This window comes from Agarivorans sp. B2Z047 (assembly GCF_023373605.1).
GTDB classification, from domain to species: domain Bacteria; phylum Pseudomonadota; class Gammaproteobacteria; order Enterobacterales; family Celerinatantimonadaceae; genus Agarivorans; species Agarivorans albus.
On sequence record NZ_CP088080.1, the window covers coordinates 2,584,359 to 2,600,029 of the forward strand.

Sequence of the window (15,671 nt, forward strand, 5' to 3'; positions counted from 1 at the left end):
TGTGGCATAATGCGCGACCAAACAATTTAGCCATCAGATTACCCAGCAAAATGCTGGTGTAACGTAACCAAGCGGAATATTTACATTGCTTACTTCTTCTAATATCACCATGCAATTTGGCGCAAAGCCATTGTTCGAAAATGTCTCAGTTAAATTTGGCGAAGGTAACCGTTATGGTCTTATCGGCGCTAATGGCTGTGGTAAATCTACCTTTATGAAAATATTGGGTGGCGATTTAGAGCCAAGTGCAGGCAATGTATCTAAAGATCCAAACGAGCGCATTGGTAAGCTAAAGCAGGACCAATTTGCTTACGAAGATAAAGCGGTTATCGATACCGTTATTATGGGTTACGAAGAACTGTGGGCAGTTAAATCTGAGCGCGACGCGATTTATGCCAACCCAGAAATGAGTGAAGAAGATGGCATTCGCGCAGCTGAGCTAGAAGCCGAGTTTGCTGAAATGGACGGTTACACCGCCGAAGCTCGCGCAGGTGAGTTATTGCTAGGTGTTGGTATTCCTATCGAGCAACATTACGGCCCAATGAGCGAAGTAGCTCCTGGCTGGAAACTGCGTGTATTGCTAGCCCAAGTATTGTTTGGTGAGCCTGATATTATGCTTTTAGATGAGCCTACCAACAACTTGGATATTAATACCATTCGTTGGTTAGAAGGGGTGCTAAACGAGCGTAACTGCACCATGATCATCATCTCGCACGACCGCCACTTCTTAAACAGTGTATGTACCCACATGGCCGATTTGGATTACGGTGAGCTGCGTACTTTCCCTGGTTCTTACGACGAGTATATGACCGCAGCTACCCAAGCACGCGAGCAAATGTTGTCGGACAACGCCAAGAAAAAAGCCCAAATTGCCGAGCTTAAAACCTTTGTTAGCCGTTTCTCTGCTAATGCTTCTAAGTCTAAGCAAGCTACTTCTCGTGCTAAGCAAATTGATAAAATTCAATTAGCCGAAGTTAAACCTTCTAGCCGCCAAAACCCTTACATTCGTTTTGAAGAAGAGAAAAAGCTGCACCGCTTAGCCTTACAAATTGAAGGTTTGGAGAAGAGCTACGAAGAAACCCTGTTCAAAGATCTAGACTTAATGGTTGAAGTAGGCGAGCGCATTGCGGTAATTGGCCCCAACGGTATTGGTAAAACCACCTTCCTTAAATGTTTGGTAGGCGATACCGATTTTGGTGGCAGCATTAAATGGTCTGAAAATGCTCAACTTGGTTACTATGCACAGGATCATGCAGCCGACTTTGAAGAAGATAAAAACCTGATTGACTGGATGTGGCAATGGGGTAAAGAGGGCGACGACGAGCAAGTGATTCGTGGCACCTTAGGCCGCTTATTGTTCTCACAGCAAGACATTAACAAATCCGTTAAGGTAATCTCTGGTGGTGAGCAAGGACGTATGCTGTTTGGCAAAATGATTTTGCAAAAGCCAAACATTATGGTGATGGACGAGCCAACCAACCACTTGGACATGGAGTCTATTGAGTCACTCAACTTAGCCTTAGAAAACTACCCAGGCACCTTGGTATTTGTAAGCCATGACCGCGAGTTTGTATCAAGCCTTGCTACGCGCATCATCGAAATGACGCCAGAAGGTATTGTCGACTTCCACGGCACTTACGAAGAGTACTTAAAAAGCCAAGGTTTAAACGCCTAGCAGCTTAAATAGAAGTTAATAAAAAGCAGCCATTGGCTGCTTTTTTTTGTTTTAGAGTTAACGCTTTGGTAAACGGACCGCCCCAAGCTTGCTTGGGGCGGTCCGCTTACCAACTTATTAGAACTTACTTACTACGAAGCTCTTCAATTAGTTTGACCGATCCAGTATACGGATTGCTTAATGGATTGCTGCTACAATAGTTATCCATCCATGCCGCTATGCCTTCTATGTCGGTAGACCCATATACTCCATTGCCAGTTGTGCTTGATTCAAGGTAATGATTGTAAGCACTGATAAAACCGAGAACCCAGTTTAAATCGATTGCATAGGTGCCATTGCGCCTTTCCTTTAACCAGCTTCCGCAGCTGGTTGCACCGCTTCCTTTAATCGGGGCTGCCACAGCACCTAATGAGAATGTGAATAAGATCATTATGCTGATTATAGTTTTATGCATTATCTACTCCTTGAGTTTTAACATTTATATATTGCGCATGCGCGTTTACCTTGTTAGACCAGTGAAAACGCGCATAGCTAATTATTTGAATTGAGTGAAGAATTAAGAATAAGGCTCATTACGCTTGTATTTTTTTCAGCTCAAGGCTAAACGCGCACAATCTATCTAATTTATTAGTTCTAAAGCGCTAAAAAGAGATAATACTGTGTATGGCCAGTGATTGCTCTGCGTTACGTTGCTGGTGATTTTGCCTGTAGCTGGATTGAATAGAGAAATTTAGTGAAGTAAGGCAAATAAAAAAGCCACAACATCTGTTGTGGCTTTTGGCATTAACTAGGCCTTAAGCGAGAGGCTTCAGGCAGTAGTTATTACAGCTGTTCTACTAGCTTAACCGCATCACCAATGTAGTTGGCAGGGGTCATTTTCTTCAGCTCGTCTTTGGCTGATTCTGGCATGTCTAAACCATCGATAAATTCACGCATGGCTTGTGCGTCTACACGCTTACCACGAGTAAGTTCTTTTAACTTCTCGTAAGGCTTTTCGATGCCGTAGCGGCGCATAACGGTTTGCACTGGCTCGGCTAAAACTTCCCAGTTGCTATCTAAATCGCTAAGCAAGTTTTCTTCGTTTACTTGTAGCTTGCTCACACCTTTAAGGGTGGCTTGATAGGCGATTAACGAGTAACCCATGGCTACACCAAGGTTACGCAATACCGTTGAGTCGGTAAGGTCACGCTGCCAACGAGAAACAGGTAGTTTAGCGGCTAGGTGGCCAAACAAGGCGTTAGCGATACCTAGGTTGCCTTCTGAGTTTTCAAAGTCGATTGGGTTAACTTTGTGCGGCATCGTTGATGAGCCAATTTCACCAGCAATGGTTTTTTGCTTAAAGTGACCTAGGCAAATGTAACCCCAAATGTCGCGGTCAAAGTCTAGCAAGATAGTGTTGAAGCGAGCGATGGCATCGTATAGCTCGGCGATGTAATCGTGCGGCTCAATCTGCGTAGTGTATGGGTTCCATTGTACACCTAGGCTGGTAACAAATTCTTCTGAGAACTGGTGCCAGTCTACTTCTGGGTAAGCTGAGATGTGGGCGTTGTAGTTACCTACAGCGCCGTTAATTTTACCCAGTACTTCTACTGCTTCAATTTGCTTAAGCTGGCGACGTAAACGAGCAACTACGTTGGCCATTTCTTTGCCCATGGTGCTTGGCGAAGCCGGTTGGCCGTGGGTGCGTGAAAGTAACGGGGTTGCACGTAGCTCTTTTGCTAGCTCTGTGATTGAATCAATAAGCTTTTGTAGGTAAGGCACTAATACTTCGTTACGCGCTTCGTTAAGCATTAACGCGTGCGAAAGGTTGTTAATGTCTTCAGAAGTACAAGCAAAGTGGATGAACTCTGATACAGCATCAAGCTCAGCATTTGCCGCTACTTTTTCTTTTAAGAAGTACTCAACCGCTTTTACGTCGTGGTTGGTGGTTCGTTCAATTTCTTTAACGCGTGCAGCGTCTGCTTCGCTAAAGTTGTCGTTAATGCTATCTAGAAACGCGATAGCTTCAGGAGAGAAGCTTGGTACTTCAGCAATGTTTTGCTGTTGAGCAAGTTTTTGTAACCAACGAATTTCTACTCGTACGCGGTATTTAATTAAGCCAAACTCGCTAAAAATACTACGTAGTTCAGAAGTTTTATCCCCGTAGCGTCCGTCTATCGGGGAAATGGCTGTCAAGGCCGACAGTTCCATGGTGATCTCCTAAATTAACTAATCAATGGTGTGTAAAAGTTGTATTGTTTGCTGTAAGTAGTTTTTACGTGAAAACAGTAGCTGGCGTCGTTGGCCGCCTAACTGGCGCCACAATACGCTGGCGCGAATACCGGCTAACAGTAGCGCGCGAACTTTATGTTGTACTACTGGTTGCTGTAAGTAACTCACGTTTCCGGCTACTTGAATACGCGGACCAAGCGGGCTAATAATGTCGCTGTAAATGTCGGCAATTCCGCCCAGAACTTGTTGGTCGAGCAAATCAAAATGCTGTAGTTGTCTATCTAGTTGGCCAATGCGTTCGCCCATCATGTTCATTAAGTCTGGGCGTTTATTTAAACGGCGCTCAAGGGCTAACAAGCTAACCAGGTAACGCGTGATTTCGGCGTTACGCTTTTCTTGTTGGTTGCTCAGTTGGCCGCTCATTACACCTAGGCCTAGTTTGAGTTGTTCTAGGGAACCAAATACCTCAACGGTTTCGTTGGGGTTGGTAATTAGAATACTACCTAAGCTGGTTTTTAAACCTGCTTCCTCGCAGTTGCTGGTTCTGGCTACGTCTTGCACCAGTTTAGCGGCTTGGCAGATCCCAGCAAAAGCGATAACGCGGTCGTTGATTGCATTGCTCATAGGCTATAGGCCAATCTTTTGTTCAATGATACCGCCGCCTAAACATACTTCGTTTAGATAAAATACTGCTGATTGTCCTGGAGTAACCGCTATTTGCGGCTCATCGAATACAACTTCAATTTCGTCGTTTTCACGCGGGATAATGGTGCAGGCAACGTCTTGCTGGCGGTAACGAATTTTAACGCTACAACGTAGTTCTTTGGTGATGGTTTTGCGGTCTACCCAATGTAATTGGCCTGCGATAAGTGCACGTGATTTTAGGCGAGGGTGATCGTGCCCTTGGCCAACAATAAGCACGTTGCGTTCAATGTCTTTATCTACGGTGTACCAAGGAGTCTCGTCACCGTCTTTGGTGCCGCCAATGCCTAAACCTTTACGTTGGCCCAGAGTGTGGTACATCAATCCTTGGTGCTTACCAATTACTTTGCCTTCACAGGTTTCTATATCACCCGGTTGAGCCGGTAGGTATTGTGCTAGGAAGTCAGTAAACTTACGCTCACCAATAAAGCAGATCCCGGTAGAGTCTTTTTTGTTGGCGGTGATAAGGCCTTGTTCTTTGGCAATGCGGCGCACTTCTGGCTTTTCTATTTCACCTACTGGGAAGAGTGTTTGGGCGATATGCTTTTCTTCTAGTGTATACAAGAAGTAGCTTTGATCTTTATTGCTGTCTAGGCCGCGTAGCATTTGCCAGTGTCCGTCTTGAAAACGGCGCTGCACATAGTGGCCAGTGGCGATGTAGTCGGCAGACAATTCTTCTGCGGCAAATTCCAAAAATGCCTTAAACTTAATTTCCTTGTTACACATAATGTCTGGGTTTGGCGTGCGACCCGCTTTGTACTCTTCGAGGAAGTGTTCAAATACGTTATCCCAGTATTCTGCTGAGAAGTTAATGGTATGTAGCTTAATACCTAATTTGTCACACACAGCTTGAGCGTCGGCTAAATCTTCTGCCGCTGCACAATATTCGCTGTTGTCGTCTTCTTCCCAGTTCTTCATAAAAAGACCTTCAACCTGATAGCCTTGCTGAATAAGCAAGTAGGCTGAAACGGAAGAGTCAACGCCGCCGGACATACCGACAATCACTTTTTTAGTGTTGTTTGAGTTCATGCTAACTTGTTGGGAAAAATTTGCGGCGAATTCTACCAGAAAAACTGTGACGAAAACAGCATTTCAGCATGTAGTTCTAGGAGAGGTCTTCGCCTACTAATTGTTGGTAACTGCCGTTGTCTATTCCATCTAAGGTATAGCGACCAATTTGATAGCGAACCAAGCGCAGGGTGGGGAAGCCAATAGCTGCTGTCATGCGCCGAACCTGCCTATTTCGGCCTTCTTTAATGCTAATGCTTAACCAAGTTGTTGGGATGGATTTACGCTCTCGAACTGGTGGATTGCGTGGCCATAAATTTGGTTCATCCATAAGCGCTACTTTGGCCGGTAAACAGGGGCCGTCTTTTAGCACTATGCCTTTACGCAAGGGCTCCAAATCAGCATCTTTGGGCGCGCCTTCAACTTGCACCCAGTAGGTTTTTGCGGTTTTAGCTTTAGGGTTGGCGAGTTTATGTTGCAGTTTTCCGTCGTTTGTTAACAGCAATAAACCTTCACTATCTCTGTCTAACCGGCCGGCGGCATATACATCGGGAATGTCGACATAGTCTTTTAAGGTAGCTCTGCCTTGCCCATCAGTAAATTGGCTAAGTACATCAAAGGGTTTGTTGAACAGAACTAAACGGCGCGGGCCATTGAGCGGTTTAACTGATTTGGTCTCAGCCTTTCGTTTAAAACGACGCGACTGTTGGGGTTTTGCAAACTTATTCATGGCGGCAATTGTAACATCTAATGGATGTACCACTAGTAAAACAATGTTAAAGCGTTTGTAAATGGTTTATTATTTTGGCCGAATTATTGGACGGTGAGTAGATAAGTAAACAGACTTTGTAGTTTTTTATTGCTTGCTAACCACCTCGCAGACTCGATCATTTGTATAGAAATGGCAGCCATCGCGAGAGCAACCACAACTTTAGGGACCGACATGACGTCAAAGATTATTTATACCTTAACGGACGAAGCGCCAGCCTTAGCCACGTATTCACTGCTACCTATTGTACAAGCGTTTACTAATGCTGCTGGTGTTGATGTAGAAACCCGTGATATTTCTTTAGCCGGCCGAATTATTGCTAGCTTTCCTGAATGTTTAACCGAGCAACAACAGATTTCTGATGCCTTAGCTGAGCTAGGCGAATTAGCTAAAAAGCCAGAAGCTAACATTATCAAGCTGCCTAATATCAGTGCTTCTGTTCCGCAATTAAAAGCGGCTATTAAAGAGTTGCAAGCTCAAGGTTACGCGCTGCCAGATTACCCAGAAGAGCCAAGCAATGATCAAGAGCGTGACGCTAAAGCCAAATACGACAAAGTAAAAGGTAGTGCAGTAAACCCAGTATTGCGTGAAGGTAACTCAGACCGCCGTGCACCTGGTTCTGTTAAGCAATACGCGCGTAACAATCCGCATTCAATGGGGGCATGGTCGAAAGATTCGTTAAGCCATGTTGCCAGCATGAGCCAAGGTGATTTTTACGGCAGCGAAGTTTCTGCCACTATCCAAGAAGCTGGCTCTGTAGCTATTCAGTTAAAAACTGAAGCTGGTGAAACCATCACCTTAAAAGAAGCTTTTCCAGTATTAGCAGGCGAAGTTATTGATGCTGCTGCACTAAACGTTGCGGAGCTTTCTTCTTTTATTGAAGCTGAAATCGAAGATGCTAAAGCTAAAGGCATTTTGTTCTCGCTACACATGAAAGCAACCATGATGAAGGTATCAGACCCAATCATCTTTGGTCATGTTGTTAAAGTATTCTTTAAAGATGTATTTGCTAAATACGGCGAGCTGTTTGAAGAGCTAGGTGTTGATGTAAGCAATGGCTTAGGTGATGTTTATGCAAAAATTCAACAGTTAGACGCAGCTAAGCAAGAAGATATTAAAGCCGCTATTGACGCGGTATACGCGCAGCGCCCTGGTCTAGCAATGGTTGATTCAGATAAAGGCATCACTAACTTACACGTACCAAGCGATGTAATTATTGATGCGTCTATGCCTGCAATGATCCGCGCATCTGGTCAAATGTGGAACGCAGAAGGCAAGCAACAAGATACTAAAGCGGTTATCCCAGATCGCAGCTACGCAAGTGTTTACCAGCAAACCATCGATTTCTGTAAAGAAAATGGCGCTTTCAACCCAACGACCATGGGCTCTGTGGCTAACGTTGGTTTAATGGCGCAAAAAGCTGAAGAGTACGGTTCACACGATAAAACCTTCACTGCACCAGCTGCTGGTACCGTTGAAGTTGTTGACCAAAATGGCCAAGTTGTACTTAGCCAAGCGGTTAAGCAAGGCGACATTTTCAGAATGTGCCAAGTTAAAGATGCACCAATCCGTGATTGGGTGAAACTGGCGGTTAACCGCGCTCGCTTAACTAATACTCCAGCAGTATTCTGGTTAGACGCAAATCGTGCTCACGATGCGCAACTCATTAGCAAAGTTGAGCAGTACTTAGCTGAACACGATACTAGCGGTTTAGAAATCAAAGTACTTGCCCCAAGCGAAGCGACACAATTCTCGTTAGAGCGAGTTAAGCAGGGCTTAGATACTATTTCTGTAACGGGTAACGTACTACGTGACTACCTAACCGATTTATTCCCAATTCTTGAGCTAGGTACTTCCGCTAAAATGTTGTCGATTGTACCGCTTATGAACGGCGGTGGTTTGTTCGAAACCGGTGCTGGCGGTTCTGCGCCTAAGCACGTGCAGCAGTTTGAAAAAGAAAACCATCTACGTTGGGATTCTTTAGGTGAGTTCTTGGCTCTATCTGCATCTTTAGAGCACCTAGGGCAAGTAACTAACAATGCTAAAGCTGCGGTACTAGCGAGTACGCTTGATAAAGCTACTGGTACTTTCTTGGATGAAAACAAATCGCCTTCACGTAAGGTGAAAGAGTTAGATAACCGCGGTAGTCATTTCTACTTATGTTTGTACTGGGCTCAGTGCTTAGCAGAGCAAAATGATGACCAAGAGTTGAAAGCTATATTTGCTGAAGTAGCGCAAAAGTTAGTAAGCCAAGAAGCTGAAATTGTTGAGCAGCTAAACGCCGCTCAAGGGCCTGCAGTAGACCTAAACGGTTACTACCAGCCTGATAGCACTAAAGCAGCTGCAGCAATGCGCCCAAGTGCCTTGTTTAACGATGTTATTGATAGCTTACGTTAGGCTTAGCTTTATTTGAGAAAAGCCGCTGCTTAGCCATCGGCTTTTTTGTGTTTGAAATAAAATTTACAAACGCGCAATAAAAAACCAGTCGTTAAGACTGGTTTTTTGTTTAGCTGCTGCAGCGAGCGCTAGTTTTGACTGTCGTCGAAAACAATGCTTACTGCGTGGCTACCTTTGGGGCCTTGCTGAGTTTCAAATTGTACTGGCTGGCCAGCTTTAAGGGTGCGATACCCTTCCATTTGAATCGTCGAATAGTGAGCGAAGATATCTTCTCCACCTGTATCCGGGCAAATAAAACCAAATCCTTTTGCGTTGTTAAACCACTTAACTGTTCCGCTTGGCATACGACATATCCCTATTAAATTTATCTACCAAACTGACCGAGTTGGTCACTTTTGACGCAACTTTGAGTCAGCTGTTTAACAATTTAGTAAAATATTTACTACAGTCAAGTTTTCAGAGTACTTTTCTACTAGCCTTGTTAACTCAAAGCGGTTATGTTGAGAACAGAGACGCGTTTTTACTACTATAGTTTTTATGAGCAAATTATCTGATTGGTTAGATGTAGAAGAAATAACCAAACAAGCAAAAAGTGAGACGGCACCCCCACCAATGTATAAGGTGGTTTTAAATAATGACGACTATACTCCTATGGAGTTCGTTATTGAGGTGTTGCAGTTGTATTTTAATATGGATTTGGACAAAGCAACCCAAATAATGCTTACCATTCATTACAAAGGTAAAGGAGTTTGTGGGGTTTTCACGGCCGAAGTAGCTGAAACCAAAGCTGCACAAGTAAATAGTTATGCCAAACAAAATGACCATCCCTTGATGTGCACTATGGAGAAAGCATAGCTAAGTAGTATTGATTGTCTTTAGGGGGCCTATGCATGCTAAATAAAGAGTTGGAACAAACTTTAAACCAGGCGTTTAAAGAAGCAAGACAGCAACAACACGAATTCATGACGGTAGAGCACTTGTTGTTGGGTTTATTAGAAAACTCTGCCGCCAAGGAAGCCCTAGTCGCTTGTGGGGCTAACCTCAACCAGCTTCACCAAGAGTTAAGCAGTTTCATTGAACAAACTACCCCAGTAATTCCTGAGGACGATGGAGAGCGCGAGACGCAACCAACCCTAGGTTTTCAGCGGGTTCTCCAACGGGCCGTTTTTCATGTTCAATCTTCTGGAAATAGTGAAGTAAGTGGTGCCAATGTTTTGGTTGCCATATTTAGCGAACAAGAGAGCCAAGCCGTTTATTTCCTTAAGAAGGCCGATATTAGCCGTTTAGACGTGGTTAACTTTATCTCTCATGGCATTCGTAAAGATGAAGAACCTAGCGCTGAACAAAGCCCTGCCGATACCGAAGCTCAGTCTGAAGAAACTAAGCAGCTAGAAAGCTTTGCCAGCAACCTTAATCACTTAGTGCTTAAAGGCAAAATCGATCCACTGATTGGCCGTGATAAAGAATTATCTCGCACCATTCAAGTATTGTGTCGTCGCCGTAAAAATAACCCACTATTAGTGGGGGAAGCCGGAGTAGGTAAAACCGCTATTGCAGAAGGCTTAGCTTATCGGATTGTTCACGAAGATGTGCCAGATGTGATTAAAGACGCCACTATCTATTCCTTAGATATCGGATCGCTGCTAGCTGGGACTAAATACCGTGGCGATTTTGAAAAACGTTTCAAAGCATTATTAAAACAGCTTGAAAATGCCGAAAACGCCATTTTGTTTATCGATGAAATTCATACCATTATTGGTGCGGGTGCAGCATCGGGTGGTCAATTAGACGCAGCAAACTTAATTAAACCTTTGTTAAGCAATGGTTTATTGCGTTGTGTGGGTTCAACTACTTACCAAGAGTACAATCAAATTTTTGAGAAAGACCGCGCACTTGCACGTCGCTTCCAAAAAGTTGATGTAGTAGAGCCAACAATTGAAGATACCACTAAGATTTTGTTGGGCTTAAAAAGCCGTTACGAAGCTCACCACGATGTACGTTACACCAAACAAGCCATGCGCAGTGCTGCTGAACTTGCCGCTAAGTACATTAACGAACGTCATTTGCCAGATAAGGCGATTGACGTGATTGATGAAGCCGGTGCAAGCATGCGGATGTTACCCGTTAGCCGCCGCAAGAAAACCATTGGGGCAGGGGATATTGAAGCCATTGTTGCCAAGATTGCTCGTATTCCTGAAGCAAAGGTATCTTCTTCTGATAGAGAAACACTGCGTAGCTTAAATGAAACCTTGAAGATGGTGGTGTTTGGTCAAGATCCTGCCATCGACGTATTAGTTGATGCCATTCGTTTGAATCGTTCGGGTTTAGGGGCAGAGCAAAAACCAGTGGGTTCATTCTTGTTTGCCGGCCCTACCGGTGTAGGTAAAACTGAGGTGACTCAGCAACTTGCCAAGGCCTTAGGCGTAGAGTTAATTCGTTTTGATATGTCTGAGTATATGGAGCGCCATGCGGTTTCTCGCTTGATTGGTGCGCCTCCTGGCTACGTGGGTTACGACCAAGGTGGCTTGCTTACTGATGCCGTGTTAAAGCACCCGCATTGTGTGGTGTTGCTGGATGAAATTGAAAAAGCACACGAAGATGTATTTAACTTGTTATTACAAGTAATGGATCACGGTACGCTAACCGATAACAATGGCCGCCATGCTGACTTCCGTAACGTGATCTTGGTTATGACCAGTAACGCCGGGGTTAAAGAAACTCAACGCTCTGCTATTGGTTTTAAAGAGCAGGATATGAGTTTTGATGCCATGGATGAAATTAATCGCATCTTTGCTCCTGAGTTTAGAAACCGCTTAGATAACATTATTTGGTTCAATCACTTAGATGAAACCATTATCGAGCAAGTCGTGGATAAATTTATTGTTGAACTGCAAGCTCAGCTCGACGCTAACGGCGTGTCAATGGAAGTAAATGCCGAAGCACGCTTGTGGTTGTCTGAACAAGGTTACGACAAAGCTATGGGTGCAAGACCTATGTCTCGAGTTATTCGAGAACAACTTCGTAAACCATTAGCGAACGAGATATTGTTTGGGCGCTTGAATGATGGCGGACACGTCGATGTTGGTATCAAAGATGGCAAGCTAGATTTTCAATATGAAGATGAAGTTGCTGAAGTTTAATTTGCACAGTAACTACAATCAAAAAAGCCAGCTATTAGCTGGCTTTTTAATTGTTGTATACAACAATTGCGGATTAGCGCGCGCGGAAAACAATGCGCCCTTTTGACAAGTCGTACGGTGTTAATTGAACCGTAACTTTATCTCCGGTCAAAATGCGGATGTAGTTTTTACGCATTTTTCCAGAAATGTGGGCAGTAACAACATGTCCGTTTTCTAGTTCTACACGGAACATTGTGTTAGGCAAGGTGTCTAACACTGTGCCTTGCATTTCAATATTGTCTTCTTTCGCCATTGAGTCCTCTGTTTGACACGCACTTATAAAAACGCAGGGAGGATGCCAGATTTACTGCCTTGTGTAAAGTTTATCCTCTAAATTTATTGCCATTTACTGTTAATAAATCGTTGATGTGGCAAATAGTTCCGTTTGTAGTTCATTTTTCTGCACTCATCCACCTGGTAACCTAAATATAACCAGTCTTTGCCTTGTTGTTTAGCTTGGTGAATTTGCATTAAAACCGCTAGATTCCCTAACGAAAGTTTATCTAAGTATGGATCGAAGAATGTATAAACAGCACTTAATGCCTTTGAGAAAACATCAGTAACACACACCGCGACTAATTGTTCATTATGAAATAATTTTAGGTATTGAGTGCTCGACCAATCGCATTGTAAAAATTCGAAGAAGGCTTTTTCATTTGGTGGGTACATGCTTCCTTCTCTATGCCGTGCTTCGATATAGCGGGCATAAAGTTGATAGTCATCTTGATCGAGTTGGAGCTGCCAACGAAGTGTAAGCTGCTTGGCTTTGTTTAGAATTCGCTTTTGAGATTTGCTAGGGCTAAAGTCAGCCACTTTAACTCTTAATGATTGGCATTGATTACAGGCACTGCAAGCTGGGCGGTATATCTCATTGCCGCTGCGTCGAAAGCCAAGCTCCAACAATTGTGAATAGTAGGCTGATTTCTGTTCATCATCACAAAGTAAAAAGCACAACTGCTCTTGTTGTTCATCTAAGTAAGGGCAATTGTTTACTTGGCTCAAACCTACTGGCAGTTGCATTAAAAGATTTCCTGTTGGTGCCAGCAGTTTAGATTTACCTGGTCATCTTTGTGCTTACAAAGTAAATCTAAAAAGTTTTCTCTTCCGATAGCTTGCATACCTAAACTTATCAGGTGGGGGTTCTCAACTTGCCCATCGATGTATATGCCGCCATGTTGTTTAAAGTGGTGGCAAAAACTGTGAAAAGCCAGCTTAGATGCGTTAGTTTCGGTATGAAACATTGACTCACCGCAAAATATTTTTCCAACTAGAACGCCGTATAATCCACCCACTAATTCATCATTTTTCCAAACCTCTACTGAATGGGCGCGGCCTAGTTGATGTAAGGCAATATAGGCCTTAATCATGTCTGAGTTTATCCATGTTTCATCAGTGCGTAAGGCTGCACAACGTTTAATAACCTGTGAAAAGTCACGATTCACGCTAACTTGTAACGAGGTTTTACGCATGAATTTTTGCATGCTTTTATTTACGGTATGCACGGATAGGTCTAGGCCGATTCGAGGATTAGGGCTCCACCATAAAACGGGTTGGTCATCACTAAACCAAGGGAAGATGCCGTTATCGTAGGCTGCGATTAATCTTCGTGGACTAAGATCTGCACCAATGGCTAACAAACCATTAGGATCGTCTAAGGCATTATTTGGAGAAGGGAAGGGGCGATTTAGTTCTAGGAATACTGGTTGCACAGGCACTTATAGCTTTTACAATGTCTCTATTAAGTATATCAATATTAAAACGATTGTTGATATAAAAAAGCCGGTTTTACAACCGGCTCAGTTATTACTTAGTCGTTTAGGCTGTCTAAGTATCGCTCAGCATCTAAGGCCGCCATACAACCTGCTCCAGCAGAGGTAATGGCTTGACGGTAGATGTGGTCAGCTACATCGCCTGCAGCGTAAATGCCTGGAATGCTGGTTTGAGTTGCATTGCCTTCGGTGCCAGACTGGATAGTGAGATAACCATCTTTCATCTCTAATTGGCCTTCAAATATACCGGTGTTTGGTTGGTGACCAATAGCAATAAAGGCACCCATAACATCGATATCTTGGCTTGTGCCATCTTGTACGTTCTTAGTACGTACACCGGTTACACCCATTTCATCTCCTAACACTTCATCCAGAGTTTGGTTTAAGTGCAATACGATGTTGCCGTTAGCTACTTTATCCATTAAACGCTTAGTGAGGATTTTTTCACTGCGGAACTCTTCACGACGGTGAATTAAGTGCACCTCTGACGCAATGTTTGATAAGTACAAGGCTTCTTCAACAGCCGTGTTACCACCGCCAACAACTGCTACTTTTTGGTTACGGTAGAAGAAACCATCACAAGTAGCACAAGCAGAAACCCCTTTACCTTTAAACGCTTCTTCTGAAGGTAGGCCTAAGTATTTGGCTGATGCACCAGTTGCAATAATCAACGCATCACAAGTGTATTCGCCACTATCGCCTTTAAGCTTGTATGGCTTCTCTTTGAAGTCAACTTCGTTGATATGGTCAAATACAATCTCGGTTTCAAATTTCTCAGCGTGAGCTTGCATACGCTCCATTAGGGCAGGGCCTGTTAAACCTTCTGCATCACCTGGCCAGTTTTCAACTTCAGTGGTTGTGGTCAGCTGGCCGCCTTGCTGAATGCCGGTAATAAGCACTGGGTTTAAGTTGGCGCGCGCCGCATATACAGCTGCAGTGTAACCTGCTGGGCCAGAGCCTAGGATAATTAGTTTGTGGTGTTTTGCATTGCTCATGATTGCTACAATTCCTTAAAGTTCTTGCTTGATATATGAGGGTACAAAATCCGAAATCAAGCGTAATAAAGCGAAAAAAGTGCGCTTTATACAAAGTAGAAGTTTGTTGGACACAGCATAATAGGCTTCGTTATTCCTACCAAATAATAAAACTTTATATGGATATGCGTATTTATCTAGCCTTTAATTCGGCTTTTTACTTGATAGTCCGTGCATTTTGTGGAATAAATAATGCTCAGGGATAAGACAAAAGTTTAAAAAAGTCTATTGGCTTGGGTTTTAGCTCTGCATCTCGCTTGGAATGACTTATTTATGTGTGAAAGGATATTCACATAATTTATGCAATTACCTCAAGTATTAATGCATAAAAAGTCAGCACAACTAGGTGTGCTTAGGGACAACAATCGTATCACCATTAATGGAAGCAAAAGGTCGACCAATGAAGGAACTGGATCGTATTGATCGCAACATACTTAATGAGTTGCAAAAAGATGGCCGCATATCGAATGTGGAACTTTCAAAACGTGTAGGCCTTAGCCCTACACCTTGTCTAGAAAGGGTTAGACGTTTAGAGCGCCAAGGTTACATTACTGGTTACACTGCTATTCTAAACCCTCAATACTTAGACGCTTCGCTACTGGTTTTTGTTGAAATCACGTTGAATCGCGGTGCTCCTGACGTATTCGAACAATTTAATCATGCTGTGCAACAGCTTGAAGAAATTCAAGAATGTCACTTAGTGTCAGGTGATTTTGATTATCTATTAAAGACCCGCGTAGCAGATATGTCTGCTTACCGTAAGTTGTTAGGTGAAACCTTGTTGCGCCTACCTGGTGTTAACGACACCCGTACTTACGTAGTGATGGAAGAAGTGAAGCAGAGTAATCGACTAGTTATCAAAAACTAACGGAGTCGTTTCCCCCTCCAATTCATTTTTGATAAAGTTAAACAAGCGGCTATAGCCGC

15 protein-coding genes are annotated in these 15,671 nt (G+C 43.5%); 5 read left to right on the forward strand and 10 right to left on the reverse strand.

Annotated features, from left to right (window positions below; translation table 11 throughout):
* The first annotated feature begins 85 nt into the window (after positions 1–85).
* Positions 86–1,675, forward strand: a complete 1,590-nt coding sequence (locus LQZ07_RS11975) for an ABC-F family ATPase (RefSeq protein WP_152782569.1) — start codon at positions 86–88, stop codon at positions 1,673–1,675.
* 124 nt (positions 1,676–1,799) lie between these two features.
* Here LQZ07_RS11975 and LQZ07_RS11980 read toward each other — a convergent pair whose 3' ends face one another.
* The 5 genes from LQZ07_RS11980 to LQZ07_RS12000 all read right to left on the reverse strand — a co-directional run bounded on the left by LQZ07_RS11980 (position 1,800) and on the right by LQZ07_RS12000 (position 6,326).
* Positions 1,800–2,129 carry a hypothetical protein gene (locus LQZ07_RS11980; RefSeq protein WP_152782571.1) on the reverse strand — a complete coding sequence of 110 codons (330 nt, stop codon included), beginning with the start codon at positions 2,127–2,129 and terminating at the stop codon, positions 1,800–1,802.
* Positions 2,130–2,497: 368 nt separating this feature from the next.
* Positions 2,498–3,865 (reverse strand): adenylosuccinate lyase, encoded by a 1,368-nt coding sequence (gene purB, locus LQZ07_RS11985; protein ID WP_152782573.1) that lies wholly within the window; start codon positions 3,863–3,865, stop codon positions 2,498–2,500.
* Positions 3,866–3,883: 18 nt separating this feature from the next.
* Positions 3,884–4,510 carry a high frequency lysogenization protein HflD gene (hflD, locus tag LQZ07_RS11990; RefSeq protein WP_152782575.1) on the reverse strand — a complete coding sequence of 209 codons (627 nt, stop codon included), beginning with the start codon at positions 4,508–4,510 and terminating at the stop codon, positions 3,884–3,886.
* 3 nt (positions 4,511–4,513) lie between these two features.
* Positions 4,514–5,617, reverse strand: a complete 1,104-nt coding sequence (mnmA, locus tag LQZ07_RS11995) for a tRNA 2-thiouridine(34) synthase MnmA (protein WP_152782577.1) — start codon at positions 5,615–5,617, stop codon at positions 4,514–4,516.
* 76 nt (positions 5,618–5,693) lie between these two features.
* On the reverse strand, positions 5,694–6,326 hold the full coding sequence (locus tag LQZ07_RS12000) for a pseudouridine synthase (protein ID WP_152782579.1): 633 nt from the start codon (positions 6,324–6,326) through the stop codon (positions 5,694–5,696).
* Positions 6,327–6,539: 213 nt separating this feature from the next.
* On the opposite strand from LQZ07_RS12000, the gene LQZ07_RS12005 reads away from it, so the two are divergent.
* Entirely contained in the window at positions 6,540–8,762 is a 2,223-nt protein-coding gene (locus LQZ07_RS12005) for an NADP-dependent isocitrate dehydrogenase (RefSeq protein ID WP_152782581.1), read from the forward strand.
* A 128-nt stretch (positions 8,763–8,890) separates the two neighbouring features.
* Here LQZ07_RS12005 and cspD read toward each other — a convergent pair whose 3' ends face one another.
* Entirely contained in the window at positions 8,891–9,106 is a 216-nt protein-coding gene (cspD, locus tag LQZ07_RS12010) for a cold shock domain-containing protein CspD (RefSeq protein ID WP_016401033.1), read from the reverse strand.
* 193 nt (positions 9,107–9,299) lie between these two features.
* Between cspD and clpS the strand changes: the two genes are divergently transcribed.
* The gene (gene clpS, locus LQZ07_RS12015; protein ID WP_016401032.1) at positions 9,300–9,617 is read left to right on the forward strand and encodes an ATP-dependent Clp protease adapter ClpS; all 318 of its coding nucleotides are present in this window, start codon (positions 9,300–9,302) and stop codon (positions 9,615–9,617) included.
* A gap of 35 nt (positions 9,618–9,652) precedes the next feature.
* Positions 9,653–11,902 (forward strand): ATP-dependent Clp protease ATP-binding subunit ClpA, encoded by a 2,250-nt coding sequence (gene clpA / locus LQZ07_RS12020; protein WP_152782583.1) that lies wholly within the window; start codon positions 9,653–9,655, stop codon positions 11,900–11,902.
* A gap of 73 nt (positions 11,903–11,975) precedes the next feature.
* Here the strand turns inward: clpA and infA are convergent, their stop codons facing one another.
* The 4 genes from infA to trxB all read right to left on the reverse strand — a co-directional run bounded on the left by infA (position 11,976) and on the right by trxB (position 14,705).
* Positions 11,976–12,194, reverse strand: a complete 219-nt coding sequence (gene infA / locus LQZ07_RS12025) for a translation initiation factor IF-1 (RefSeq protein WP_016401030.1) — start codon at positions 12,192–12,194, stop codon at positions 11,976–11,978.
* A gap of 83 nt (positions 12,195–12,277) precedes the next feature.
* On the reverse strand, positions 12,278–12,961 hold the full coding sequence (locus LQZ07_RS12030; protein ID WP_152782585.1) for an arginyltransferase: 684 nt from the start codon (positions 12,959–12,961) through the stop codon (positions 12,278–12,280).
* Positions 12,961–13,650 (reverse strand): leucyl/phenylalanyl-tRNA--protein transferase, encoded by a 690-nt coding sequence (aat, locus tag LQZ07_RS12035; RefSeq protein WP_249483676.1) that lies wholly within the window; start codon positions 13,648–13,650, stop codon positions 12,961–12,963. The genes LQZ07_RS12030 and aat overlap by 1 nt, the downstream gene beginning before the upstream one ends.
* Before the next feature lie 98 nt (positions 13,651–13,748).
* A complete protein-coding gene (gene trxB, locus LQZ07_RS12040) occupies positions 13,749–14,705 on the reverse strand; it encodes a thioredoxin-disulfide reductase (RefSeq protein ID WP_152782587.1) in 957 nt (318 codons plus the stop codon).
* Between the two features lie 418 nt (positions 14,706–15,123).
* Between trxB and lrp the strand changes: the two genes are divergently transcribed.
* Complete coding sequence (lrp, locus tag LQZ07_RS12045) at positions 15,124–15,612, forward strand: leucine-responsive transcriptional regulator Lrp (RefSeq protein WP_040306996.1); 489 nt, start codon at positions 15,124–15,126, stop codon at positions 15,610–15,612.
* Positions 15,613–15,671 lie beyond the last annotated feature (59 nt).

What these genes read in the sequence shown, in the direction of transcription:
- cspD (WP_016401033.1), bottom strand. Translation starts at nt 9,106, where the DNA reads ATGCCAAGCGGAACAGTTAAGTGGTTTAACAACGCAAAAGGATTTGGT.
- purB (WP_152782573.1), bottom strand. Translation starts at nt 3,865, where the DNA reads ATGGAACTGTCGGCCTTGACAGCCATTTCCCCGATAGACGGACGCTAC.
- LQZ07_RS12030 (WP_152782585.1), bottom strand. Translation starts at nt 12,961, where the DNA reads ATGCAACTGCCAGTAGGTTTGAGCCAAGTAAACAATTGCCCTTACTTA.
- trxB (WP_152782587.1), bottom strand. Translation starts at nt 14,705, where the DNA reads ATGAGCAATGCAAAACACCACAAACTAATTATCCTAGGCTCTGGCCCA.
- clpA (WP_152782583.1), top strand. Translation starts at nt 9,653, where the DNA reads ATGCTAAATAAAGAGTTGGAACAAACTTTAAACCAGGCGTTTAAAGAA.
- LQZ07_RS12000 (WP_152782579.1), bottom strand. Translation starts at nt 6,326, where the DNA reads ATGAATAAGTTTGCAAAACCCCAACAGTCGCGTCGTTTTAAACGAAAG.
- hflD (WP_152782575.1), bottom strand. Translation starts at nt 4,510, where the DNA reads ATGAGCAATGCAATCAACGACCGCGTTATCGCTTTTGCTGGGATCTGC.
- mnmA (WP_152782577.1), bottom strand. Translation starts at nt 5,617, where the DNA reads ATGAACTCAAACAACACTAAAAAAGTGATTGTCGGTATGTCCGGCGGC.
- clpS (WP_016401032.1), top strand. Translation starts at nt 9,300, where the DNA reads ATGAGCAAATTATCTGATTGGTTAGATGTAGAAGAAATAACCAAACAA.
- lrp (WP_040306996.1), top strand. Translation starts at nt 15,124, where the DNA reads ATGGAAGCAAAAGGTCGACCAATGAAGGAACTGGATCGTATTGATCGC.
- LQZ07_RS11980 (WP_152782571.1), bottom strand. Translation starts at nt 2,129, where the DNA reads ATGCATAAAACTATAATCAGCATAATGATCTTATTCACATTCTCATTA.
- infA (WP_016401030.1), bottom strand. Translation starts at nt 12,194, where the DNA reads ATGGCGAAAGAAGACAATATTGAAATGCAAGGCACAGTGTTAGACACC.
- LQZ07_RS12005 (WP_152782581.1), top strand. Translation starts at nt 6,540, where the DNA reads ATGACGTCAAAGATTATTTATACCTTAACGGACGAAGCGCCAGCCTTA.